23 protein-coding genes and 5 tRNA genes are annotated in these 23,591 nt (G+C 60.1%); 17 read left to right on the top strand and 11 right to left on the bottom strand.

All coding sequences use genetic code 11. The features are described from left to right. Nucleotides 1–24 precede the first annotated feature (24 nt). Nucleotides 25–1,050 (bottom strand): outer membrane protein assembly factor BamD, encoded by a 1,026-nt coding sequence (locus tag HU759_RS04960; protein ID WP_017137597.1) that lies wholly within the window; start codon nucleotides 1,048–1,050, stop codon nucleotides 25–27. A gap of 149 nt (nucleotides 1,051–1,199) precedes the next feature. On the opposite strand from HU759_RS04960, the gene rluD reads away from it, so the two are divergent. The 7 genes from rluD to HU759_RS04995 all read left to right on the top strand — a co-directional run bounded on the left by rluD (nucleotide 1,200) and on the right by HU759_RS04995 (nucleotide 6,316). Continuing rightward, nucleotides 1,200–2,162, top strand: coding sequence for a 23S rRNA pseudouridine(1911/1915/1917) synthase RluD (gene rluD / locus HU759_RS04965; protein WP_017137596.1), 963 nt, complete (start codon nucleotides 1,200–1,202; stop codon nucleotides 2,160–2,162). Next, nucleotides 2,159–2,884 carry a peptidoglycan editing factor PgeF gene (gene pgeF, locus HU759_RS04970; protein WP_169986842.1) on the top strand — a complete coding sequence of 242 codons (726 nt, stop codon included), beginning with the start codon at nucleotides 2,159–2,161 and terminating at the stop codon, nucleotides 2,882–2,884. Before rluD ends, pgeF begins: the two co-directional genes overlap by 4 nt. 149 nt (nucleotides 2,885–3,033) lie before the next feature. Beyond that, nucleotides 3,034–5,598, top strand: coding sequence for an ATP-dependent chaperone ClpB (clpB, locus tag HU759_RS04975; protein WP_017137594.1), 2,565 nt, complete (start codon nucleotides 3,034–3,036; stop codon nucleotides 5,596–5,598). Between the two features lie 303 nt (nucleotides 5,599–5,901). Beyond that, nucleotides 5,902–5,977, top strand: a tRNA-Asn gene (locus HU759_RS04980). A 10-nt stretch (nucleotides 5,978–5,987) separates the two neighbouring features. After that, nucleotides 5,988–6,064 (top strand) — tRNA-Pro (locus HU759_RS04985). A 5-nt stretch (nucleotides 6,065–6,069) separates the two neighbouring features. Then, nucleotides 6,070–6,145, top strand: a tRNA-Lys gene (locus HU759_RS04990). A 94-nt stretch (nucleotides 6,146–6,239) separates the two neighbouring features. Then, nucleotides 6,240–6,316 (top strand) — tRNA-Pro (locus tag HU759_RS04995). A 191-nt stretch (nucleotides 6,317–6,507) separates the two neighbouring features. Here HU759_RS04995 and HU759_RS05000 read toward each other — a convergent pair. The 3 genes from HU759_RS05000 to HU759_RS05010 form a co-directional block, all read right to left on the bottom strand. Then, complete coding sequence (locus tag HU759_RS05000; protein ID WP_170036214.1) at nucleotides 6,508–7,806, bottom strand: NAD(P)/FAD-dependent oxidoreductase; 1,299 nt, start codon at nucleotides 7,804–7,806, stop codon at nucleotides 6,508–6,510. Between the two features lie 60 nt (nucleotides 7,807–7,866). Beyond that, nucleotides 7,867–8,040, bottom strand: coding sequence for a DUF3094 family protein (locus tag HU759_RS05005; RefSeq protein WP_017134503.1), 174 nt, complete (start codon nucleotides 8,038–8,040; stop codon nucleotides 7,867–7,869). Nucleotides 8,041–8,129: 89 nt separating this feature from the next. Further along, on the bottom strand, nucleotides 8,130–8,759 hold the full coding sequence (locus HU759_RS05010) for a DUF1780 domain-containing protein (protein WP_017134504.1): 630 nt from the start codon (nucleotides 8,757–8,759) through the stop codon (nucleotides 8,130–8,132). A 129-nt stretch (nucleotides 8,760–8,888) separates the two neighbouring features. On the opposite strand from HU759_RS05010, the gene HU759_RS05015 reads away from it, so the two are divergent. After that, nucleotides 8,889–9,578 (top strand): energy-coupling factor ABC transporter permease, encoded by a 690-nt coding sequence (locus HU759_RS05015; RefSeq protein WP_099550506.1) that lies wholly within the window; start codon nucleotides 8,889–8,891, stop codon nucleotides 9,576–9,578. A 74-nt stretch (nucleotides 9,579–9,652) separates the two neighbouring features. After that, nucleotides 9,653–9,868, top strand: a complete 216-nt coding sequence (locus HU759_RS05020) for a hypothetical protein (protein ID WP_003171680.1) — start codon at nucleotides 9,653–9,655, stop codon at nucleotides 9,866–9,868. On the opposite strand, the gene yacG is transcribed toward HU759_RS05020, so the two are convergent. Genes yacG through HU759_RS05040 form a run of 4 tightly spaced genes read right to left on the bottom strand, consistent with a single transcriptional unit; the run spans nucleotide 9,865 to nucleotide 12,753 of the window. Next, entirely contained in the window at nucleotides 9,865–10,065 is a 201-nt protein-coding gene (gene yacG / locus HU759_RS05025; RefSeq protein WP_017134507.1) for a DNA gyrase inhibitor YacG, read from the bottom strand. The genes HU759_RS05020 and yacG overlap by 4 nt on opposite strands. Next, a complete protein-coding gene (gene coaE, locus HU759_RS05030; RefSeq protein WP_017134508.1) occupies nucleotides 10,062–10,685 on the bottom strand; it encodes a dephospho-CoA kinase in 624 nt (207 codons plus the stop codon). The genes yacG and coaE overlap by 4 nt, the downstream gene beginning before the upstream one ends. Then, nucleotides 10,682–11,548 carry an A24 family peptidase gene (locus HU759_RS05035; RefSeq protein WP_275942351.1) on the bottom strand — a complete coding sequence of 289 codons (867 nt, stop codon included), beginning with the start codon at nucleotides 11,546–11,548 and terminating at the stop codon, nucleotides 10,682–10,684. The genes coaE and HU759_RS05035 overlap by 4 nt, the downstream gene beginning before the upstream one ends. Then, nucleotides 11,545–12,753 carry a type II secretion system F family protein gene (locus HU759_RS05040; RefSeq protein WP_169986846.1) on the bottom strand — a complete coding sequence of 403 codons (1,209 nt, stop codon included), beginning with the start codon at nucleotides 12,751–12,753 and terminating at the stop codon, nucleotides 11,545–11,547. Before HU759_RS05040 ends, HU759_RS05035 begins: the two co-directional genes overlap by 4 nt. A gap of 202 nt (nucleotides 12,754–12,955) precedes the next feature. Between HU759_RS05040 and HU759_RS05045 the strand changes: the two genes are divergently transcribed. From HU759_RS05045 to HU759_RS05055, 3 genes are all read left to right on the top strand, one after another. Then, nucleotides 12,956–13,369, top strand: a complete 414-nt coding sequence (locus tag HU759_RS05045) for a pilin (RefSeq protein ID WP_017134511.1) — start codon at nucleotides 12,956–12,958, stop codon at nucleotides 13,367–13,369. A 64-nt stretch (nucleotides 13,370–13,433) separates the two neighbouring features. Then, a tRNA-Thr gene (locus tag HU759_RS05050) sits at nucleotides 13,434–13,506 on the top strand. Nucleotides 13,507–13,672: 166 nt separating this feature from the next. Continuing rightward, entirely contained in the window at nucleotides 13,673–13,978 is a 306-nt protein-coding gene (locus HU759_RS05055) for a DUF6388 family protein (RefSeq protein ID WP_017134512.1), read from the top strand. Nucleotides 13,979–14,032: 54 nt separating this feature from the next. Here the strand turns inward: HU759_RS05055 and nadC are convergent, their stop codons facing one another. Continuing rightward, nucleotides 14,033–14,881, bottom strand: coding sequence for a carboxylating nicotinate-nucleotide diphosphorylase (nadC, locus tag HU759_RS05060; RefSeq protein ID WP_186618175.1), 849 nt, complete (start codon nucleotides 14,879–14,881; stop codon nucleotides 14,033–14,035). A gap of 244 nt (nucleotides 14,882–15,125) precedes the next feature. Here nadC and HU759_RS05065 point away from each other — a divergent pair, with 244 nt between their 5' ends. From HU759_RS05065 to HU759_RS05085, 5 genes are all read left to right on the top strand, one after another. After that, nucleotides 15,126–17,282 carry a DUF1631 domain-containing protein gene (locus HU759_RS05065; protein ID WP_186618176.1) on the top strand — a complete coding sequence of 719 codons (2,157 nt, stop codon included), beginning with the start codon at nucleotides 15,126–15,128 and terminating at the stop codon, nucleotides 17,280–17,282. 61 nt (nucleotides 17,283–17,343) lie between these two features. Then, a complete protein-coding gene (gene ampD, locus HU759_RS05070; RefSeq protein WP_099550501.1) occupies nucleotides 17,344–17,907 on the top strand; it encodes a 1,6-anhydro-N-acetylmuramyl-L-alanine amidase AmpD in 564 nt (187 codons plus the stop codon). Further along, nucleotides 17,904–18,740, top strand: coding sequence for a regulatory signaling modulator protein AmpE (ampE, locus tag HU759_RS05075; RefSeq protein ID WP_099550500.1), 837 nt, complete (start codon nucleotides 17,904–17,906; stop codon nucleotides 18,738–18,740). The genes ampD and ampE overlap by 4 nt, the downstream gene beginning before the upstream one ends. 462 nt (nucleotides 18,741–19,202) lie before the next feature. Then, entirely contained in the window at nucleotides 19,203–21,233 is a 2,031-nt protein-coding gene (locus HU759_RS05080) for a methyl-accepting chemotaxis protein (RefSeq protein ID WP_186616750.1), read from the top strand. 126 nt (nucleotides 21,234–21,359) lie between these two features. Then, nucleotides 21,360–21,788 carry a hypothetical protein gene (locus HU759_RS05085; RefSeq protein WP_017138307.1) on the top strand — a complete coding sequence of 143 codons (429 nt, stop codon included), beginning with the start codon at nucleotides 21,360–21,362 and terminating at the stop codon, nucleotides 21,786–21,788. On the opposite strand, the gene HU759_RS05090 is transcribed toward HU759_RS05085, so the two are convergent. Further along, nucleotides 21,735–22,511, bottom strand: coding sequence for a TatD family hydrolase (locus HU759_RS05090; RefSeq protein ID WP_017138306.1), 777 nt, complete (start codon nucleotides 22,509–22,511; stop codon nucleotides 21,735–21,737). The genes HU759_RS05085 and HU759_RS05090 overlap by 54 nt on opposite strands. A 2-nt stretch (nucleotides 22,512–22,513) precedes the next feature. Continuing rightward, the gene (gene cra, locus HU759_RS05095; RefSeq protein WP_017138305.1) at nucleotides 22,514–23,509 is read right to left on the bottom strand and encodes a catabolite repressor/activator; all 996 of its coding nucleotides are present in this window, start codon (nucleotides 23,507–23,509) and stop codon (nucleotides 22,514–22,516) included. Nucleotides 23,510–23,591 lie beyond the last annotated feature (82 nt).

The following is a 23,591-nucleotide window of genomic DNA, read 5'->3' on the forward strand; positions in this document are numbered from 1 at the left end:
CCTTCTTGATGACGCTGTGTGCAATCAGTCAAACACGCCGAAGGTCATGTAGCTGAACCACGAACGGTCTTCATTGTTGCCCAGGGCCTGGGGTGCTTCTTCTTCGATCACGTCGCCATTGGCGTCATGCGGCTTGAGCTCCGAAGGAATGGCTTCCTTGGCGTCCTGGAACTGCTTCATCACGTCCTGGTTGGCGCGGGTTTCGCCCGGCGGCAACGGTGGACGGGAACTGATCAGGCCCAGGGTGTATTTGCTCAACCAGGAACGGTTGTCTGCTTCAGCTACCCGAGGCACGAACTGGCCGTCTTTCAGACTTGGGGAGTCCGGGTAGTTGAGCTTCAGGGTTTCCAGGCTGGTGGTTGCCAATGCATCCAGGTGCAATGCCTGGTAAGCCTGGGTCATCACCGCCAGGCCATCACCCACGGATGGGGTCTCCTGGAAGTTCTCAACTACATAACGACCACGGTTGGCGGCAGCTACATACGCCTGACGGGTCAGGTAGTAGTCGGCCACGTGAATCTCGTAGGACGCCAGCAGGTTGCGCAGGTAGATCATGCGCTGCTTGGCGTCCGGCGAGTAGCGGCTGTTGGGGTAGCGGCTGGTGAGCTGGGCGAACTCGTTGAAGGAGTCGCGGGCAGCACCGGGGTCACGCTTGGTCATGTCCAGCGGCAGGAAGCGCGCCAGCAGGCCAACATCCTGGTCGAACGAGGTCAGGCCCTTCATGTAGTAGGCGTAGTCCACGTTCGGGTGCTGCGGGTGCAGGCGGATGAAACGCTCGGCGGCGGATTTTGCAGCTTCAGGCTCCGCGTTCTTGTAGTTGGCGTAGATCAGCTCGAGCTGTGCCTGGTCGGCATAGCGCCCGAACGGATAGCGCGACTCCAGGGCCTTCAGCTTGGCTGTGGCACTGGTGTAGCTATTATTGTCCAAGTCTTTTTGAGCTAATTGATACAGCTCGACTTCGCTCAGGTTTTCGTCGACGACTTCCTTTGTTGACGAGCAAGCAGCAGTCATGGCGAGGATGGCGATCAGCAGCAGGTGTTTCACTTGCATGGCGGCTTGCGTCCCTATGACGGCCGCTGTCTTGGGCGGGGCCGTCCTGTTATGATGAGCGCCCCGTTGAAAGCCTCGGGGCAAAAGACGCCGTATTTAACCACAAGCGCGCAGCCGAAACCAAAGGCTGTGCCACGCCTAGTCTGAGCATGTCCGATAAAATTGAACTTCGCGCAGAGGTGCCGTCCGAATTGGGCGGCCAACGCCTCGATCAAGTCGCCGCACAATTATTCGCTGAGCACTCGCGCTCGCGCCTTTCCGCCTGGATCAAAGACGGCCGCCTGACTGTGGATGGAGCGGTTATCCGCCCGCGAGACATAGTCCATGGCGGTGCGATTCTTGAGCTGACTGCCGAGCAGGAAGCCCAGGGAGAATGGGTCGCCCAAGACATCGAGCTGGATATCGTCTATGAAGACGATGACATCCTGGTCATCAACAAACCTGCAGGCCTGGTGGTTCACCCGGCGGTCGGGCACGCTGATGGCACTTTGCTCAATGCCTTGTTGCACCACGTGCCGGACATCGTCAACGTGCCGCGCTGCGGCATCGTGCACCGCCTGGACAAGGACACCACCGGCTTGATGGTGGTGGCCAAGACCATTCAGGCGCAGACGCAGTTGGTCACACAATTGCAGGCCCGCAGTGTCAGCCGGATCTACGAATGCATCGTGATCGGCGTGGTGGTGGCGGGTGGCAAGATCAACGCCCCGATCGGCCGCCACGGCCAGCAGCGCCAGCGTATGGCGGTGATGGAAGGCGGCAAGCCGGCCGTCAGCCACTACCGTGTGCTGGAGCGTTTCCGCTCCCACACGCATGTACGGGTGAAGCTGGAGACCGGCCGCACGCACCAGATTCGCGTGCATATGGCGCACATCAACTTCCCGTTGGTCGGAGATCCGGCCTACGGTGGTCGCTTCCGTATTCCGCCAGCGGCCAGCCAGACCATGGTTGAATCGCTGAAAACCTTCCCGCGCCAGGCACTGCATGCACGTTTCCTGGAGCTGGATCATCCGACGAGCGGTAAGCGGATGAGCTGGGAATCGCCTCTGCCGGACGATCTGGTCTGGTTGTTGTCGCTGCTCAAGCAGGATCGCGAGGCGTTTGTAGGATGAGTGACTGGCTGATTCCTGACTGGCCCGCGCCGTCGGGAGTCAAAGCCTGCGTCACCACCCGTGCGGGCGGCGTCAGTCTGGCGCCGTTCGACAGCCTTAATCTGGGCGATCATGTCGAGGACAGCCTTGAGGCCGTCCTTGAAAATCGTCGCCGTCTTACCGACGCTTTTACTATCCAGCCTGCCTGGTTACGCCAGGTTCACGGGATAACCGTGGTGGAGGCTGACCCTTCGCGTATCGCTGAAGCCGACGCCAGTTGGACCAGCACACCCGGCATTGCCTGCACCTCAATGACCGCCGATTGCCTGCCCGCGTTGTTCTGCAACCGCGCCGGCACACGTGTGGCGGCTGCCCATGCCGGTTGGCGCGGGCTGGCGGCCGGTGTATTGGAGGCTGCGTTTGAAAGCTTGAATGCCGAGCCCGATGAAGTACTGGTGTGGCTAGGCCCGGCCATTGGCCCGCAAGCGTTTGAGGTCGGCCCCGAAGTGCGTGAAGCCTTCATGCAGCAATTGCCGACCACGGCCGAGGCCTTTGTACCTAGCCGCAACCCCGGCAAGTACATGGCCGATATTTACCAGTTGGCGCGCCTGCGCCTGGCCGCGCGCGGTGTCACCGCTGTATATGGTGGCGGTTTATGCACCGTTACCGACCCACGCTTCTTTTCCTATCGTCGCAGCCCGCGCACCGGTCGGTTCGCCTCCCTTATCTGGCTTGAGCGCTAGACTCTCCTGACTTGGGTCAATGCTGATCCACATCAAGGATCAGTTGCTTGAATCTTCCAGAATCCACCCCATCTATAAGGGTATCTGGCAGGTTTCTTCATTCAGGATGTGTATTTCTAGCTCCGGCCTGCTCAAAAGGAAGGTGACTAATGCGTATTGATCGTTTAACCAGCAAATTGCAGTTGGCACTCTCGGATTCCCAATCCCTGGCGGTCGGCCTCGACCACCCGGCGATTGAGCCTGCGCACTTGATGCAGGCGCTCCTGGAACAGCAAGGTGGTTCTATTAAACCCTTGCTGATGCAGGTGGGCTTTGACGTCAACAGCTTGCGCAAGGAGTTGAGCAAAGAGCTCGACCAACTGCCGAAAATCCAAAACCCTACCGGCGACGTGAACATGTCGCAGGACTTGGCGCGCCTGCTTAACCAGGCCGATCGCCTGGCCCAGCAGAAAGGTGACCAGTTCATTTCCAGCGAACTGGTGCTGCTCGCCGCGATGGACGACAACAGCAAGCTTGGCAAATTGTTGCTGGGCCAGGGCGTGAGCAAAAAAGCTCTGGAAAACGCCATCAACAACCTGCGTGGCGGCGAGGCGGTGAATGACCCCAATCATGAGGAGTCGCGCCAGGCCCTGGACAAATACACCGTCGACCTGACCAAGCGCGCCGAAGAAGGCAAGCTGGACCCGGTGATCGGCCGTGACGACGAAATTCGTCGCACCATCCAGGTGTTGCAACGCCGCACCAAGAACAACCCTGTGCTGATCGGTGAGCCTGGCGTGGGTAAGACCGCGATTGCCGAAGGCCTGGCCCAGCGCATCATCAATGGTGAAGTGCCGGACGGCCTTAAAGGCAAGCGCTTGTTGTCGCTGGACATGGGTTCGCTGATCGCCGGTGCCAAGTTCCGTGGCGAGTTCGAAGAACGCCTGAAGTCCCTGCTTAATGAACTGTCGAAACAGGAAGGGCAGATCATTCTGTTTATCGATGAACTGCACACCATGGTCGGCGCCGGCAAGGGCGAAGGTTCGATGGACGCCGGCAACATGCTCAAGCCGGCGTTGGCGCGCGGTGAGTTGCATTGCGTTGGCGCGACCACGCTCAACGAATACCGCCAGTACATTGAAAAGGACGCGGCCCTTGAGCGCCGCTTCCAGAAAGTACTGGTGGAAGAACCGAGCGAAGAAGACACTATCGCCATCCTGCGTGGCCTCAAAGAGCGTTATGAGGTGCACCACAAGGTGGCGATCACTGACGGCGCGATCATTGCGGCGGCCAAACTGAGCCATCGCTATATCACCGACCGTCAGTTGCCGGACAAGGCCATCGACCTGATCGACGAAGCGGCCAGCCGCATTCGCATGGAGATCGATTCCAAGCCGGAAGTGCTCGACCGCCTGGATCGGCGCCTGATTCAGCTGAAAGTTGAATCCCAGGCACTTAAGAAAGAAGAGGACGACGCAGCGAAGAAACGCCTGGAAAAACTTCAGGAAGAAATCCTGCGTTTGGAGCGCGAGTATTCGGACCTCGAAGAAATCTGGACCTCGGAAAAAGCCGAAGTGCAGGGTTCTGCGCAGATCCAGCAAAAGATCGAGCAGTCCCGCCAGGAACTGGAAGCAGCGCGCCGTAAAGGCGACCTGAACCGCATGGCCGAGTTGCAGTACGGGGTGATCCCGGACCTGGAGCGCAGCCTGCAAATGGTTGACCAGCACGGCAAGCCCGAGAATCAGCTGCTGCGCAGCAAGGTGACCGAGGAGGAAATTGCCGAGGTGGTCTCCAAGTGGACCGGCATTCCTGTGTCAAAAATGCTTGAAGGCGAACGCGACAAGCTGCTGAAGATGGAAAGCCTGCTGCACCAGCGCGTCATCGGCCAGGAAGAGGCCGTGGTGGCAGTGTCCAATGCGGTACGGCGTTCGCGGGCCGGTTTGTCCGACCCGAATCGTCCGAGCGGCTCGTTTATGTTCCTCGGCCCAACCGGCGTGGGTAAGACCGAGCTGTGCAAGGCATTGGCCGAGTTCCTCTTTGATACTGAAGAGGCCATGGTGCGCATCGATATGTCCGAATTCATGGAGAAACACTCGGTGGCGCGCCTGATCGGTGCTCCACCAGGCTATGTGGGCTATGAAGAAGGCGGTTACCTGACCGAAGCCGTGCGGCGTAAGCCTTACTCGGTGATCCTGCTGGATGAGGTCGAGAAGGCCCACCCGGATGTGTTCAACATCTTGCTGCAGGTGCTGGAAGATGGCCGGTTGACGGACAGCCACGGGCGCACTGTGGACTTTCGCAATACGGTGATCGTGATGACCTCTAACCTGGGCTCGGCGCAGATCCAGGAGCTGGTCGGTGATCGTGAGGCCCAGCGCGCGGCGGTGATGGATGCGCTGACCTCGCACTTCCGCCCGGAGTTTATCAACCGGGTCGACGAAGTGGTGATCTTCGAGCCACTGGCGCGGGATCAGATCGCGGGTATTACCGAAATCCAGCTGGGCCGCCTGCGCAGCCGCCTGGCCGAGCGTGAGCTTGACCTGGAGCTGAGCAGCGAGGCGTTGGACAAGCTGATCGCGGTGGGTTACGACCCCGTGTACGGCGCACGGCCTCTGAAACGTGCGATACAGCGCTGGATCGAGAACCCGTTGGCGCAGTTGATCCTGTCGGGCAGCTTCATGCCGGGGACCAGCGTGGCGGCCACGGTGGAAAACGACGAAATCGTCTTCCACTAAGCCCAGACTGTAAGGCGATAAGAGGAGGCCCCGCATTGCGGGGCCTTTTTTTTCGATAGGGCGTTGAACTGTAAGGCAAAGGCTTGTAAAGTGCGCCCCGCAGCAACGTCAGCCCACGGGTTTCTTCTCCCCAAGAAGAAATCAGAAACAAGCGCAAATCATTGTCTTAAAAGCAATTTAAAGGGTTGACAGGGGTTTTTAAGATTGTAGAATAGCGCGCCTCAGAGACGTGAACGTAGCGATACGGACAAGCCGATGAGAAGGTTGTAAAGCAGTAGAAGTTGTAAATTTGAAATATGTAGTTCCGTGATAGCTCAGTCGGTAGAGCAAATGACTGTTAATCATTGGGTCCCAGGTTCGAGTCCTGGTCACGGAGCCAATTTCAAAACCGGGGTATAGCGCAGTCCGGTAGCGCGCCTGCTTTGGGAGCAGGATGTCAGGAGTTCGAATCCCCTTACCCCGACCATTTTTGGGTCGTTAGCTCAGTTGGTAGAGCAGTTGGCTTTTAACCAATTGGTCGTAGGTTCGAATCCCACACGACCCACCATTTTTGAGACCAGTTAACGCTGGAATCGAATCTTAAGATCAGAGGCCAAAAGCACTGATCGAAGAAGGCGACTGAGAGGTCGCCTTTTTTTTACCGGGGTATAGCGCAGTCCGGTAGCGCGCCTGCTTTGGGAGCAGGATGTCAGGAGTTCGAATCCCCTTACCCCGACCATATTAAAAATCCTCGTATCGAAAGATACGGGGATTTTTTTTGTGCGCGCAAATCTTAAATATTGCGCAAAAAAATGTGGGAGCTGGCTTGTCGAATCGTCGCACCGCTGCGATAGCGGTGTATCAGCCTGTGCATCTTGTGCTGATCGATCGCCATCGCGGGCAAGCCAGCTCCCACATTAGTTTGTGCTGTTAATGGAGCTTGAGCCGAGGCTCAGTCCCACGCCCAATCTTGCTGCCCAGCATCAGCATTGCCGTGCGGAAGAACCCGTACAGCGCCATCTGGTGCATGCGGTACAGCGACACGTAGAACATCCGCGCCAGCCAGCCTTCGAGCATCACGCTGCCCGTCAGATTGCCCATCAAGTTACCCACCGCCGAAAAACGCGACAGCGAGATCAGCGAACCGTAGTCGGTGTACTTGTAGGGCGGCAGGTCCTTGCCTTCGATCCGCAGTTTCAGCGACTTGGCCAGCAGTGAAGCCTGCTGGTGAGCGGCCTGGGCGCGTGGCGGCACATTGCGGTCGGTGCCCGGTTGCGGGCAGGCGGCGCAGTCGCCAAAGGCGAAGATGTTTTCATCACGGGTGGTTTGCAGCGTCGGCAATACCTGCAATTGATTGATGCGGTTGGTTTCCAGCCCGTCAATATCCTTGAGGAAGGCCGGTGCGCGGATACCCGCAGCCCAGACCTTGAGGCTCGCTGGAATGACCTGGCCGCTGCTGGTGATCAAGGCATCCGCGGTCACTTCGCTGACCGCCGAGTTGGTCAGTACCGTTACCCCAAGTTTCTCCAGGGTTTTGTGCACAGGCCCGCCGATCCGCTCCGGCAGCGCGGGCAATACCCGTGGGCCGGCTTCGATCAGGGTGATGTGCATGTTTTCCGGTTTAATGCGGTCCAGGCCATAGGCAGCCAGCTCATGGGCGGCGTTGTGCAGTTCAGCGGCCAATTCGACGCCCGTCGCACCAGCGCCGACGATAGCGACGCTGATGTTCTCTTCCACGTCGGTCTGGCCCGCATGGGCGCGCAGATAGTGGTTGAGCAATTGTTGATGGAAGCGCTCGGCCTGTTTGCGGGTGTCGAGGAACAGACAGTGTTGCGCCGCGCCCTCGGTGCCGAAATCGTTGGTGGTGCTGCCGACTGCGATCACCAGGCTGTCATAACCCAGCACGCGCGCAGGCACCAGCTCACGGCCTTCTTCATCGAGGGTCGCGGCCAGCTGGATTTTTTTCTGTTCACGGTCAAGCCCGCTCATGCGCCCCAGTTGGAACTCGAAGTGGTTCCATTTGGCCTGGGCGACGTAATTGAGCTCGTCTTCCGAAGAGTTCAGCGAACCGGCGGCCACTTCGTGCAGCAGCGGTTTCCAGATATGGGTGAGGTTGGCGTCCACCAGCGTGATGCTGGCGGTGCCGCGCTTGCCCAGAGTCTTACCCAGGCGGGTAGCCAACTCCAGGCCGCCGGCGCCGCCGCCGACGATAATAATACGATGGGTCATGGGGATATCTCGCAAGGCTAAAAGAAATCGGAGCAGTTACCCTCGCGAGCGCGATGCAGCTCATAGCGTCAGGTAACTCAAAAGGCGGCTCAGCAGGCCGAGCCCGATCACCACCAACAGCACCACACCCAGGAGCAGCCACGGCCGGAAAGGCTTGCGCTCGACTCGGTTTTGGGAGAGTTGCAGGTACTCTTCGACATGCTGTTGGTCATCGGGGTTCAGGCGGCTGGTCATAAAGGCCTCGTCAGGTAGACGTTGCAAAAGGGCGCCACGTTACAGCCAGAAGGTTGGCGGGCTCGCCACAAGCGTAGCCGGTGCCCGCGTCACAGGCTGATGCCCACATCGAATACTATGCTGCGCCCCAGGTTGTTGCGCAAGAAGTCCGGTGCGTCCGGGTGGGCAAACAGTACGCGCGCAAAGGTCGGGCCTACCAACGACAGCGAGCGCCAGCCTTGGCGCAGGTATTCGGTAGGCGGTGGGAAATGGCTGTTGAGGTCCAGCACTTCACGCTTGAGGCTGGTGAAGGCAATCAGGTCCAACTCGCCCAGGTCTATGCCGCGTTCTTTGTAGTTATGTGCCTTTTTGCGCAACGTCGGCGCCAGGCGCAGCAGGAATTCATGGGCCGGAATGCGCCGTGGCTTGGCTTCGCGTCGCACCAACTGGCTCAAGGAAAACGCACTGCGCCGCCGCAGCAACTCATCACGCCATTCGTCGTTCAGGCGCCGGCCTTCATCCAATACGAAAAAAACTTCGAAACTGGCGTCGCGAAACAACACGTCCGGCGGCTCTTGGCCGGCGGGGTGAAACTCTTCGGCACGGTAAGGCACGTTCAAGCCTTGCAGCAGGCGCTGGCAGACCCAACGCTCACGCTCCCATTTGCGGGCATTGGACAGGAACGCATTGGCTTGTTCGGCCGCTACGGTGAGCAGGCGCAAATAATCTGAGTCATCCATATTGGCAGCTTAGCGTCCAATTGATGACCGCAGGAAGTCTTGCTTTGAAACGCCGGTGTAGACTGCTCATTCAACAGCAACTGCATGGACGAGGTGTGTGGTGAGGTTTTCTGCAAAGGCATTACGCTCGTGATCAGCGCTGCAGTGTTGGCGCCGCAAACGCTCATCATTGGCTGGCTGTTTTACGCGCCATTGGTCATGTGGGCGATCCTGCGCGCACCGTGGGTCGAGTTGTTTGCCGACCGGCGGCGCCAGCATTTGCTGTTCGGCACCGTGTTTGCCCTGTTTATGCTCTGGCTGGTACGGCGGGATTTCGACACCGGTGTGTCTTACCACTTTATCGGCATGACCGCCGTGACCCTGCTGCTGGATTGGCCCCTGGCTATCGTCGGCGGGTTGGCCGCGCAATTGGGTTTGGTGCTGCTGGGGCGCCAGGACCTGGCGGCGGTCGGGGTCAATGGTTTGCTGCTGATTGGTTTGCCGGTGCTGGTCACCGAGACCTGCGCGCTGCTGGTGGAGCGGGCGCAACCGCGCAACCCCTTTGTGTATATCTTCTGTTCCGGCTTTTTCGCCGCAGCGCTGTCGGCACTGCTGTGCCTGCTGGCGGCGTTGGGGTTGTTGTGGTTTGACGGCCGTTTTGCCATGCCCGAGTGGCTGGAAGACTTCGTCGGTTACCTGTGGCTGATCATCTTCCCCGAGGCGTTTATCAACGGCATGGTCGTCAGTGCCCTGGTGGTGTTCTGCCCGGAATGGCTGGAGACCTTCAACCGTACGCGCTACCTGTCGGCGCCGTGGAAGGATGACGATTCGCGGCGTTGATCCAGATCAAATCCCAGGCGGCCGCGCAGGCCCATGCTCTGCGAAATTTTACTGAGCAGGGCGGGGCACAGACTATGAGTGTGTACGAATGGGCGCGGCAAGAGTTGCGCAGAAGCCAGGATGCGGCACAGGAAATCGGTTTTGACCCAGGCCTTACCCTGCGCGCCATGCTCAGTGCGGTGGTGCAGCAGAGCAAGGGTGTGCGCAGTTTTGAAGACCTGGCCGACGAGCTGCAATACCTTGCAGAAAACCTCGACGACCAGCAGGAATACGCCTTTATGCGGCCTTAGTGGCGCGGCGGCAGGTCTTCTGAGAACAGCTCGTCCTCGGCATCCGGGCTCACCGGAATCTTGTGTTCTTCCGCGGCCCAGGCGCCAAGGTCGATAAGCTTGCAGCGGTCCGAGCAGAACGGCCGGTTGAGGTTGTCGGGTTTCCATTCCACGGGTGCGCCGCAGGTTGGGCAGTCGACGGTCAAGGGTTGGCTCATGATCGGCCTCCACGCAAAGTAAGGTAAAAGTGGTGCAGTCGCTCGACCTCGCTGTGCAGCCAGGCGAGGTCCTTGTCGTTGACCAGCACGTCATCGGCATGGTTCAGACGGTCTTCACGGCTGGACTGAGCCTTGAGGATCGCCTGCACCTGCTGTTCGCTGATGCCGTCGCGCTGCAGGGTACGCTGAATCTGCAGCGATTGCGGCACGTCGATCACCAGGATGCGCTGGGTCATGCTGTACTGGCCGGACTCGATCAGCAGCGGTGAGACCAGGATCGCGTAAGGCGATTGCGCACGCGCCAGATGGCTGCGAATTTCTTCGCCAATCAACGGGTGCAGCAGGGCTTCCAGCCAGCGACGTTCTTCGGGAACTTCAAAGATCAGCTTGCGCAGGGCGGCGCGGTCCAACTGGCCGTCCGCCTGCAGCACACCTGCACCAAAATGCTCGGCAATGCGTGCGAGTGCTGGCCGGCCGGGTTCGACCACCCAGCGTGCGGCATGGTCGGCATCGACCAGGTCAATGCCCAGGTCGATAAAGTGCTGGGCGGCCGCGCTTTTACCGCTGCCGATGCCGCCGGTGAGGCCTAGAATCCAGGGTGTTGCGACACAAGTGGTCATCTGAAACCGACAGACTGCAAATAGAAGTCGGTTATTTGACCACCCCAGAGCAATGCAATCCAGCCGGCAATTGCCAGGCACGGGCCAAATGGCATCGGCACCGATGCCTGGGACTTGCGCAAACGCATCAGGACAAGGCCTGCGAACACGCCCAGCAGCGACGCTATCAGCAGCGTCATCGGCAGGATCTGCCAACCACCCCAGGCACCGAGCAGGGCCAATAGCTTGAAATCGCCATAACCCATGCCGTCCTTGCCGGTGACCACCTTGAACACCCAGAACACGCTCCACAGGCACACATAGCCTATGACTGCGCCCCACAGCGCATCGGGCAGCGTCGCCAACAAGCCGCCGCTATTGAGGACCAGCCCCAGCCACAGCAGTGGCAACACCAGCACATCCGGCAGCAGTTGATGATCGATGTCGATCAGGCTCATCGCCAGCAGGCCCCAACTCAGCAGCATCACTGCGCCAGCTTGCCAGCCGAAGCCAAAATGCCAGGCGACCATGGCCGAGAGCAGCGCACAGGCCAGTTCGGTAAAGGGGTAACGCGCGCTGATAGACTCGCGGCAGCGGGCGCAGCGCCCCTTGAGTAGCAGGTAGCTGAGTACCGGGATATTTTCCCAGGGGCGAATCGGCTGGCTGCAATGCGCACAGCACGAGTTGGGATGCATCAGGTTGTAGACAGGGCCGGCGGGGTCGGCCGGCAGGCCGAGTATTTCCTGGGCCTGGGCGCGCCATTCGCGCACGAGCATCTTCGGCAGGCGCCACACCAGCACGTTGAGAAAGCTGCCGACGATCAGGCCGAGCACCAACGCCATCCCGACAAAGACCCAGGGTTGTTCACCCAGCAGCAGGCTCAAAACGCCGACCCCAACTGGAACACCGGCAGATACATCGCAATCACCAACGCGCCGACAATGCCCCCCAACACCACCATGATCAGTGGCTCCATCAGGCTGGTGAGGTTATCGACCAGGTTCTCCACATCGGCTTCATAGTGGTTGGCGACTTTTTCCAGCATGAGGTCCAGGGTGCCCGACTCTTCACCGATGGCCGTCATCTGGATGGCCATGCTGGGGAACAGCCCGCTGTGGGCCATGGACTGGTTCAACGGCACACCTGTGGATACATCGTGCCGCATATGTTCGATCGCCTTTGTGAACAATCCATTGCCTGCCGCGCCTGCCACGGAGTCCAGAGCCTGCACCAATGGCACGCCCGCGGCAAAGGTGGTTGAAAGTGTACGGGCGTAGCGGGCGATGGCTGAGCGCCTCAGCAGTGTGCCAGCCAGGGGCGCGTTCAACAAAGCGGCATCCAGCCCGTCACGAAACCCCGGGTAAGCCCGATAGGCATGGCGCAGCGCAGTTATTGCCATACCCAGCCCCAAGGCAAGCATCCACCAGGCGTGCTGCAGGAAGTTGGACAGCGCAATCACCAGCAAGGTAAAGCCCGGCAGTTGGCCGTTTACCCCGGCGAAGATGTTCTGGAACTGCGGCACCACGTGAATAAGCAAAACTGCGCTGACCAGGCAGGCGACGACGATTACGGCGATAGGGTAGGTCATGGCTTTTTTGATTCGCGCCTTGAGCTGCTGGCTTTTTTCCAGGTGAATCGCCACCCGTTCGAGCAATGTTTCCAGGGCGCCTGCCTGTTCGCCTGCGGCAATCAGGTTGCAATACAAGTCATCAAAGTGACGCGGCTGTTTGCGCAGCGCTGCTGCCAGGCTACTACCGGCGGCAATCTCCTGCTTCAAGCCTTTTATCAACGCGCGCATCTGCCGGTTTTCGAAGCCTTCGCAGATGATGTCGAACGCCTGCAGCAGCGCAATGCCTGCCTTTAACAGGGTCGCCAATTGGCGCGTGAACAGCGCGATGTCGGCGGGTTTTATCGGCGCGGCAAAATATGGCCGGTGCGAAGCCTTTTTGCGCACGCGCCCGGGGTAAATCCCCTGCTGGCGCAGCTGTGCCTTGATCAGTGCCAGGTTATGCCCGGTGGCTTGCCCGGACACCCGGCGGCCTTTGCGGTTGGTGCCTTCCCAGGCGTAGATCGTTGAAGCGTCATTCATGGCACAGGTCCGCACACAGGTCGTCGTAGATTTATAGCTTAGTCAGATGACGGATTCGGACCGCTCGTGGGCGCACGATAAAATGTCAGAATGTGCGTCTTACCCACAATTGGGCGCTCACGGATGAGTACACTGGCGCCGCTGCACACTGCGGGGCGCAGGACGCGCCTTGATAAGGTTTTTATTCTGGAGAGTGAATGTGATGCGTCAGAAAGGCTTTACCTTGATCGAGTTGTTGATCGTCGTGGCAATCATCGGCATTTTGGCCACCATCGGTCTGCCCATGTACACCAAGCACCAGGCCAAGGCCAAGTTCACGGCGGGGCTGGCTGAAATTGCGGCGTTGAAGGCCGGTTTTGAAGACACCCTTAACCAGGGCACTGTGCCGACCTTGCCTTTGATTGGTGGCACCAGCCCGACTGCCAACTGCACGATCACCGTAACCGGCGATGTGGCCACGGGCGTCGGTTCCATTACCTGCGAAATCCTCGATGCACCTGCGCCGGTACTGGGCAAGACCATCACCTTGACGCGCAGCGCCACCCAGGGTTGGGCCTGTGCCACCACGGTCGAGGCGCAGTACGCCGCCAAGGGTTGCGGCGCCGACGGGGCGTAATGCCTGCCGGGCGGTCAGCGAGTTTGTTGCTGCCTGCCCAATGCGGTGCTAGCTTTAGCCCACCGCCCGTGTAGCTCAGTTGGTAGAGCAGCGCACTCGTAACGCGAAGGTCGCAGGTTCGACTCCTGTCTCGGGCACAAGGCAACACTGTTTCAACGGCGACACTGTTTCAAAGGCAACGTTTTCAGATGATCCCAGAATGGTTCTGAAGGCCAGACGAGGCGGCATTCGTGCCCACTTTTTTGTATCTGCGCAACCTTGATGACCCAGATGCATCCCCATTCCATGATCTAAGAGAACAACATGACCACACAAGAAATGACCCAGGAACAGCGGCACGAAGCAGCCCTCAAAAAATACGTCGCGGAATCGCCGGAACTGCTCGACGAGATCAAGGACCTGAGCGCCGATGATCAAAAGGACCAGATCCAGTGGGCCTTCGAGGATGAGGCCGAGGCCCAGGGCCTGCAGCCATGGGAACTGACCCTCAAGTACACCTCGACGCCGCAAGAGTTCGAAGCGGCGCGCCTGGCCTTGCACAAGGAGGCCGCCGAGGTACTGGGCGTTGACTGGAACGAGTATTGCGGGATGAATAATCTCGCGATCTGAGCGCGAAATTGAAGGAGCGAGCAACCTCGCTCCTTTTGCTCGGATGTTGCTTGCTCAGGTGCTCAGGCGCATCGACAAATCCACCGCCTTCACATCCTTGGTCATCGCACCGATGGAAATGTAATCCACCCCGGTCTGCGCGATAGGCAGCAAGGTGGTTTCATTGATCCCGCCGCTGGCTTCCAGCTTGGCCTTGCCGGCATTCAGGCGCACGGCCTCACGCATGTCATCCAGGCTCAATTCGTCGAGCATGATGATATCGGCGCCCGCCGCCAGTGCTTCACGCAGCTCCTCCAGGCTTTCCACTTCGATTTCCACTGGCTTGCCCGGCGCGATCTTGTGGGCGGCGGTAATCGCCTCGGCAATCCCGCCACAGGCGGCGATATGGTTTTCCTTGATCAGGAACGCGTCATACAACCCGATGCGATGGTTGTGGCAACCGCCGCAAGTCACGGCGTACTTCTGCGCCAGGCGCAGGCCCGGCAGGGTTTTGCGGGTGTCCAGCAACTTGACCTGAGTGCTGGCGACAAAGTCCGCCAAGTACTGCGCGCGCGTGGCGACGCCTGACAACATCTGCAGAAAATTCAGCGCACACCTTTCGCCGCTCAGCAGTGAGCGTGCCGGGCCTTCAAGGTGGAACAGCACTTGATTGGGGCTCACACGCTCGCCGTCGGCCACCTGCCAATGCACCGCAACCCGTGGGTCGAGCTGGCGGAACACCGCGTCCACCCAGGCGGTGCCGGCGATAACGGCTGCGTCGCGGGTAATGATGGTGGCCTTGGCCAGCCGTTCGGCCGGGATCAGTTGCGCAGTGATGTCGCCGCTGCCGATGTCTTCCAGCAGTGCGCGGCGCACGTTGGCTTCGATTTCGGCGGTGAGGTCGGCAAGACGGAGATTCGGCATAACAGGCTCCACAAACAAAGTGCCTCGATTATAGGGGCAGCGCGCCGCCGAACCCATACTCGCCACTCATTTACAGCGCATTGGCAGAGTTCACTGGCGCAACAGCCCCCATTTGCAAGATAATCTCGCGCCTTGCGATTGGCGTCATAGCTTTGACGTCCTTGGAGATAACCGGTGTTTGCAGCCCGATGGGGCCTGTAGCCGATTTTTCCCCAACTCATCACCGCCGTTTCAGGAGGCCAGGATGCACATTGACGGAAAGGTGGTGCCCATCAATCGGGCACAGGCCACGCCATCGCCGCTCGCGCGCCTGCCGGTGGTGTTGCTGCAGGTTCGCGACAAGGCTGCACAGCAGTTGCAGCAAGGTTTGCAGGAGCTGTTCGATAACGCTGACGACACCTTGTTTGAAATGGCCGACAAGGCCCGCAGCAACGTCGACCACCATATTTTCTTTGAAGCCATGCGTGACCTGCGCCTCAAGCGCAAGAATTTCGAGCGCGTGTTCATGGAGCAATTGTTCGCCGCATTTATCGACCTGGGCCAGGCCGAGCGCGGTGAGTTTCACCTGGTGCCGGTGGTGTCCTATGAGGCGGCGCCGGGTACGTCCAGTGATGAGCTGGAAAAAGCTGTCGCGCTGGAGGCCATGCTCGGCCGGGTGCGCCATCGCGATGGCCTGGCGCTGGGGCAATTGACCGCGCGCCTGGGCGCGTTGCTCGGCAACCCCCTGGATGAGCGCGACAACCCGCTGGGCCCAGCACTCTTGTGCGAGTTCTTCCTGCGTGCGGGGCGCAGCCTGGGTGTGGAGATTCGCGTCAAGCTGATCATGCTCAAGCTGTTCGAAAAGTATGTGCTCAGTGACGCCGACCAACTGTACGCCGAGGCCAACCAACTGCTGGTTGCCACTGGCGTTTTGCCGCAGCTCAAGGCTGTGCCGTCACGCCGCCCAGGTGGGCGTGAAGCTCGCGAGCAGCAGCGCGAAGGCAGTGTGCAGGCCGTTGATCAGCCCATGGATGAAAACGGCCAGCAAGCCTTCGCCGCGTTGCAGAAGTTGCTCGCTGCCGTGCGTGGCAGCGTCGCGCCCACCCTGGAAGCCAGCGCCGAACCCCAGCCCATCGCCACCCGCGATTTGCTGCGCCTGCTCTCCCACCTGCAGCAATATGTGCCGGAGCCCGAGGCCGAAGACGACTTCGACCTGCGTAACCAGCTTGAGCAGTTGCTGACTCGCGTGAGCGTCAAGAGCGGCAAGTCCCGTGTGGTGGAAGACGCCGATGAGGATGTGATCAACCTGGTCGCGCTGTTGTTCGAGTTCATCCTCACTGACCACTGCGTGCCTGACGTATTCAAGGCCTTGATCGCACGCTTGCAGATTCCGTTGTTGAAAGTGGCGGTGCTGGACAAGAGTTTTTTCAGCCGCGCCAGCCACCCGGCGCGACGTCTGCTCAATGAAATCGCCAGCGCCGCCATGACATGGAGCCCGCGCGATGATTATCAGCGTGACAGCCTGTACCTGCGCACTGAGCAGGTGGTGCAACGGCTGTTGAATGAGTTCGTTGAAGACCTGGCGATTTTCCCCCAGGTGCTGGCGCAGTTCAGTGCCTCTACTGCCGACGAGCGCCACCGCAGCGAGTTGCTCGAACAGCACACCTGTGAGGCCGAAGAAGGCCGGGTGCGCAAAGACGCCGCGCGTCAGCGGGTGGCCGAGGTGCTCAATCGACGGTTGGTGGGCCGAGTGTTGCCGCAGTCCGTGGTGCAGTTTATCCAGCAGGCCTGGAGCCAGGTGCTGTTGCTGGCCAGCCTCAAGCAGGGCGAGCAGTCAGTGCAATGGCAGGCGGCCGTGCGCACCATGGACGAATTGATCTGGAGCGTCAGCCTGCAAAAAGACACCGAGGCCGGCCGGCACTTGCTTGAGCAGCTGCCCGGCCTGCTCAAAGCCTTGCGTGATGGGTTGACCAGTGCTGCGTTCGACCCCTTCAGCACCCGCGAATTTTTTCTACGTTTGCAGGCCATGCACCTGCAGTCGTTCGAAGGCGAGCGCCTGGACACGCTGATCGAGGTGCGTGAGCCGTTTTCGCTCAGTAGCGAGGTGCCTGACGCCATCCCGAGTCTGCCCAGTGATGATCCGGAGTTGCTCAAGGTCCAGCAGTTGCACATTGGTCACTGGTTTGAGTTCCAGCAGGAGGACGGCAGCCGGCTGCGTTGCAAGCTGAAGGCCATCATGGCGCCGGCCAACCGCTATATTTTTGTCAGCCGCACCGGGCTCAAAGCCCTCGAGAAAAGTGCCGGCCAATTGGCCATGGCCCTCAAGCAGGGCGCGCTGCGCAGCCTTGATGAGGGGCTGCTGTTCGACCGCGCGCTGACGTCGGTGATTGGCACGCTGCGCCAACTCAATCGCGGCAAGTGATCGCAACCGCAGGGCTGAACGCGGCATACTGGTAACACCTCGTCTCATTCAAGGAACCCGTATGCAGTTGGACCCCACCAGCGGTTGGTGCCAGGGCATCCGTCATTGCCCGTCGCCCAACTTCAACGAGCGCCCCGCCGGCGAGATCTCACTGTTGGTGGTGCATAACATCAGCCTGCCACCGGGGCAGTTTGCTACTGGCAAAGTGCAGGAGTTTTTCCAGAATCGCCTGGACGTCACGGAGCATCCCTACTTTGAAAGCATTGCCAGCCTACGGGTGTCTGCGCATTTTCTGATTGAACGCGACGGCTTGGTGACACAATTTGTGTCGTGCCTGGAGCGTGCCTGGCATGCCGGGGTGTCCAGTTTCGAGGGGCGTGAAGTGTGCAATGACTTTTCCCTCGGGATCGAACTGGAAGGCACGGACGAGCTACCGTTCACCGATGCGCAATATGTGTCGCTGATCGACCTGGCCCGGCAACTGTTGTCGGCCTACCCAGGCATTACCCAGCAGCGTATTTGTGGTCACAGTGATATCGCACCGGGACGCAAGACCGATCCAGGCCCGGCTTTTGATTGGACGCGCTTTCGCAGCGCCCTGCAGGATGGAGGACACGCACGATGAGTTTCCTGGTGTTGGTGCTGGCGGTGTGGATCGAGAAGTTCTCGGCCCTGCGTCGGCGGTTGCAACGTGACGGCGGATGGCTGCGCGAGCTGGCCAAGCTGGAGTCGAGCCCGCGCATGGGCAAGCAGCCTTGGCTGATCCTGATACTGCTGGTGTTGTTGCCGGTGGCCGTGCTGGGGTTGTTGCTGTTGGTGCTGGAACCCGTGGCTTATGGCCTGTTGGCGCTGCCGGTGCATTTGCTGGTGGTGATCTACAGCCTGGGGCGCGGCGATCTGCTGGGCGAGCTTGGACCGTTTCGCGACGCCTGGCGGCGCGGCGACCTGCAAGCTGCCGAGCACGTCGCCGAGCGCGACCTGAAGGTGGCCGCCGACAGTGGCGAGCAACTGTTGGAGCGGGTTCAAGGCCATTTGCTGTGGCAGGCCTACCAAAGTTTTTTTGCGGTGATTTTCTGGTATTTCCTGCTTGGCCCGGTCGCGGCCCTGGCTTATCGCCTGTTGGCATTGGCCAGCGAGAACAGCCAGAACCCGCTGGTCGCCGAACGCGCCGGGCAATTGCGTCACGCATTTGATTGGCTGCCGGTGCGTCTGTTGGCGGCCAGCTTTGCCCTGGTGGGTAACTTTGTCGCGGTCAGCCGGGTGATGCTGCATGAGCTGTTGAGCTGGGACATCAGCGCTGCGCAACTGATGGAAAAAGTCGGCTTGGTGGCGGCCGAAATTCCACCACCGGTGGTGGGGGCCGATGGCATCAACAGCCTGGATCGTCTGTGGGAACTGCTGCTGCGGGCTGCGGTGCTGTGGTATGCGGGGTTTGCGATTTGGACGGTGTTGCCTTAGCTCCTCGCAACAGGATGGCTGCATGCGGTCAAAGTGTGGGAGCTGGCTTGCCTGCGATGGCCATAGGTATCTACACAACCGGTTAGGCTGTTGTGGCGAGCAGGCTTGCCCTGCGTTGGGCTGCGAAGCGGCCCCAAACCCAGACGCTGAGTTCTTTCAGGAAAATTGCAGTGCCTTTACTGGGGCTGCTTCGCAGCCCAACGCAGGGCAAGCCTGCTCGCCACAGGAGAAAGTGGCTGCCTTCAAAAGTTGTGTAGATACCTATGCTGCGATCGCATCAACTCGGTATGCCTGATACACCAAGGTGCCTGCATCCCCACATTGGGTCTGTGGTGAATTTCCAAGCCGTTAACCTTACGTTACAAAACTCCCTTTCAAATTGAGCTATACAGTCAGAGCGCCAAATAGTGGCTATCTGCCGCCGCCCTGCGCCTCAATAAAAATAAGAAAGGGAGCTCACCCGTGAAGCGCTTGCTCTATCCCGCTGTCGCCCTGATGAACCGCCTGAGTTTTGGCATGAAGTTCAGCCTGATCAGCGTGCTGTTCCTGCTGCCGATGCTGGCGACCAACTATTTTCTGGTGCGTGACTCCTGGTCGCAATTCCAGGGCACCCGCATTGAACTGCAAAGCCTCGATTTGCTCGGCAGCAGCCTGGCCCTGCGGCGCGATCTGGAGACCCTGAACAATCAGGTGCAGATCAACGCGGTGCTGGGGCAATCAGGTAAGGCCGGCGACCTCGAAGGCAAGATCAGTACCCTTGAGCAGAGCGTACTGAGCCGCCTGCAAAGCCTCAACGCCATGACCGCCGACGCTGAGCAAGCCAGCGCCTTTGACGGCAAACGCGACGAGTTAATCGCCGCCTTCAAGGCCCAGCAGCAGGAAACCTCGCTGCTGAGCAAAAGCGCGCTGATCGGCAAATTACTCAACAAGGCGCAGATGTTGAGCCAGATCATTGCCAGCCAGTCCGGCTTGAGCCGCGACCCTCAGAGTGATTTGCGCCAGCTCAGTGAGCTGCTCACCAGCGTCACCGCGCAAGTCACCCAAACCCTCGGCGAAGGGCGGGCCATGGGTGCGTACTCCCTCGGCCAGGGCTTTCTCAATTCATCCTCCAGCACGCGCTTTGACGAACTGTTGCAACAGTTGGAAAAACTCCAGGCTGAATACGCCTTGAAGCTGCAGGATGCCCTGGGCGCCAGTACCGCCGCGCACACGGCGCTCGACAGCTTGGCCCAGGCCAGCAGTGCCAGCCTCAAACAAGGCAGCGAGTTGTTTGAAGAGCAGGTCGTCATGGCGCAAACCCTCGACGCGCCGTGGCAGGGGTTCTACGAAGATGTCAGCCGACTGATGGCCCAGACCTACCAGCTCAATGACACCACCCTGAGGTTCCTTGAGCAGCAACTGCAGCAGCGCCTGGCGCAAAACCGCACGCACATGGTGGTGCTGGTGTGTGCCCTGGTGGCGGTGTTCTTGCTGATCTTCTATTTGTATGCAGGCTTCTATGCCTCCACGCGCACCACCTTGCGCCGACTGGGCGCGATGATGGACAAGGTGGCGGCCGGCGACATGACCGTCACGTTTGTGGCCCACAGTCGCGATGAACTGGGCGACCTGGGCCAAGTGTTCAACGGCACTGTGGCCAAGATCCACGACTTGATCGAACGCGTGGGGCACACCGTTAGCCAGGTCGAGCTGCAAGCCGGCCAGGTGCAGGCCGTGTCTTCGCAAAGCAATCAGGCGGTGTCCGGCCAGCGCAGCCAGATTGAACAGGTGGCGACGGCGATGAATCAGATGTCTTCCACCGCCCAGGAAGTGGCACGCAGCGCGGCCGCGGCGGTCAATAGCGCCCAAAGCGTCAACCACGAAACCGTCACCGGCCGTGGCCTGGTGCAATCCCAGCAGGGCAGCATTGCGCGCCTGGCGTCGGAGATTGATGAATCGGTGCGGGTGATCAATCAACTGGCCGCCGACAGCCAGTCCATCAGCAGCGTGCTGGAAGTGATCAAAAGCATCGCCGAGCAAACCAACCTGCTGGCGCTCAATGCGGCGATCGAGGCGGCGCGCGCCGGTGAGCAGGGGCGTGGTTTTGCGGTGGTGGCCGATGAGGTGCGCACCCTGGCCCGGCGCACGCAGCATTCCACCGAAGAAATCGAACAGATGATCAGCCGTTTGCACAGCGGTGTAGGCGCAGCGGTGAAGGCCATGGGCACCAGCCATACCATGGCCGATGGTACCGTGGCTCAGTCGGAAAAGGTCCAGCAGGCCCTGGAAAATATCCTTGGCGCCGTGGGCATGATCGTCGATCAGAACCAGCAGATCGCCGCCGCCGTCGAGCAGCAAACCGCAGTCGCGCAGGATATCGACCAAAACATCGTCGAAATCAATCGAGCCGGCGAACATGCGGCCCAGGGCGCGCAGCAGACCGAGGCCGCCAGCCGGCAGCTGTCGTTGCAGGTCATTGAACTGAAGCACTTGATCGGGGCGTTTCGTGTGTAAGACCTGCGCATAGGAATAGGCTTGATGGTTTGTGGTGCCTGTCCTTATTTTTCGGTGTGCCTGTTTTGATCATGTGATTGGGTGAGAATTTGTTTCACCCAATCCGGGTACTCGGGAGGCAACGCGATGACGGCGGTTATCGGCATCAAAGGGCACTGCGCCCATTGCGACATCACCTTCGAACTCAAGCCCTGGCAATTGAACGCCATTGCCATCCGTGAGCCGTTTGATTGCCCGTATTGTCAGCGGGTCCTGGAGTTGAACTGCCCCAGGCAACTGCGCCAGTTCAAATCCTTGGACCACTGGGCCATGGTGCACCCCAGCATGATGGTACTGACCAGCGCGGTGCTGATCGTGGCGATGGTGGCCGAGTGGCTCGGCCTGATCAGTATGGTCGGGCAGCTCAACGTTTCATTGATAGTGGTACTTATGCACTTTCTGACGCTGCGTTACGTGCGCCACCGGCAGCGACTGACCTTGGATTTGCAGGTGGTCAACGTGCTACCAGTTGAACAGCTCGCACGCGTTGCGTGTGCTCGTTTCGGCCAGCACTGAAGGGCTGATGCCCATGCGTTCGGCCAAGGCGTCGCAGATAGCCGGCAGGTGTTGCGGGCTGTTGCGCTGGCCGGGGTACATGGCCGGCGCCATGTCCGGCGAATCGGTTTCCAGCACCAGCGCCTCAAGCGGCAGCTGGGTCAGCACCTTGTGCATACGCAGCGCCTGGGGCCAAGTGGCCGCGCCGCCCAGGCCCAGTTTAAAGCCGAGTTTGATGTATTCGCGGGCCTCCTCAACGCTGCCGGCAAACGCATGAATGATGCCGCCGCGCGGCAGGCGGATGCGTTTGAGGGTGGCGATCACTGCCGCGTGGCTGCGGCGCACGTGCAGCAGGGCTGGAAGCTGGAAATCCACAGCCAGTTTCAGCTGCGCTTCAAACAGGCTTTGCTGACGTTCGCGGTCCAACTGTTCGAGGAAGTAATCCAGCCCGATCTCACCGACGGCGCACAGTTGCCGATGGCCCTGTAGACGGGTCAGCCAATCACCCAACTCGATCAGGTCGGCGGGGCGATGATCCTCCAGATACACCGGGTGCAGGCCGAAGGCGGCAAATAAACTTTCATCGTCCTGCACCAGATCCCACAGCCGTTGCCAGTTCTGCTGATACACACCCAGCACCACCATGCGCTGCACGCCGAGTTGGCGGCTGTGGGCGAGGACTGCCCGGCGATCCGTGTCGAAATCCGGGAAGTCCAGGTGGGTGTGGGTGTCGATCAGCTCCACGCTCAAGCCTCGTGAATGCGCTGCTTGAAGGTCCGGCCGATGGCATGCACGCCGGGCTCATACTGTTCTTCTTCGATGGCCGCCAGGGCCAGGCGCAGGGCGGTGTCGGCGATCAGTTGATGTTGCTGGGCCATGGCGTTGACCGGCAAGGGCAGGAAGTCGAGCAGTTGGGTGTCGCCGAACGTGCCCAGGCGCAACGGCCGGGACTTGAGCGGGAAGTCATGCAACGCGTCGAACACACCTTGCAGCAGCACGTAGGAAGTCGTCACCAGCGCGTCAGGCAAATGCCCCAGGCGTTGCAGGAGTTCTTCCATCAGTTGGCGGCCACAGTCACGGCTGAAGGCTTCACCCTGCTCGATTAGCACGTCGCCCTTGAAGTCTCTCAAGGCTTCACGGAAACCGGCAGCGCGTTCCTGGCTGATGCTCAGTTCGGGGTGTGCGCCGATCAGCGCGATCTGCTTGGGCAGCGGCTGCAACAGGCTGCTGGTGAGTTGCTGGCAGGCCTGGCGGTCGTCGCTGACCACCGAGCAGAACTGCCCGGGTTCCATCACCCGGTCGATGGCGATCACCGGCAGGCCCTTGGCTTGCAGCTCACGGTAGCTGTCATCGCTGGCCGGCAAACAACTGGCCACGAACAGTGCATCGCAGCGCCGCGCGCGGAACAGTTGCAGCAGTTGGCGTTCGCTGTCGGCTTCATCATCGGAGCTGGCGATCAGCAGTTGGTAGCCGCGCGCCCGCGCGCCTTGTTCCAACAGCTTGGCGATGCGTGCGTAGCTGGGGTTTTCCAGGTCGGGCAAGATAAAGCCCAAGGTGCGCGTGTGCCGACTGCGCAGCCCGGCGGCCTGAGGGTTGGGCGTAAAGCCATGGGCTTCGACCACAGCACGCACACGCTCGACGGTGGCGCTGCTGATGCGTTGCTGTTCGGCCTTGCCGTTGATGACATAGCTGGCGGTGGTAACGGACACACCGGCCAGACGTGCGATATCACTGAGTTTCAAACCGGGATTTCCTTGTTTTTTAGAGCTTGCCCCGACATTTTGTCCAATCGTAACCGATTCCTGCACACGACTATTGTCTGAG

The organism is Pseudomonas sp. OE 28.3 (assembly GCF_014268205.2).
Classification (GTDB): domain Bacteria; phylum Pseudomonadota; class Gammaproteobacteria; order Pseudomonadales; family Pseudomonadaceae; genus Aquipseudomonas; species Aquipseudomonas edaphica.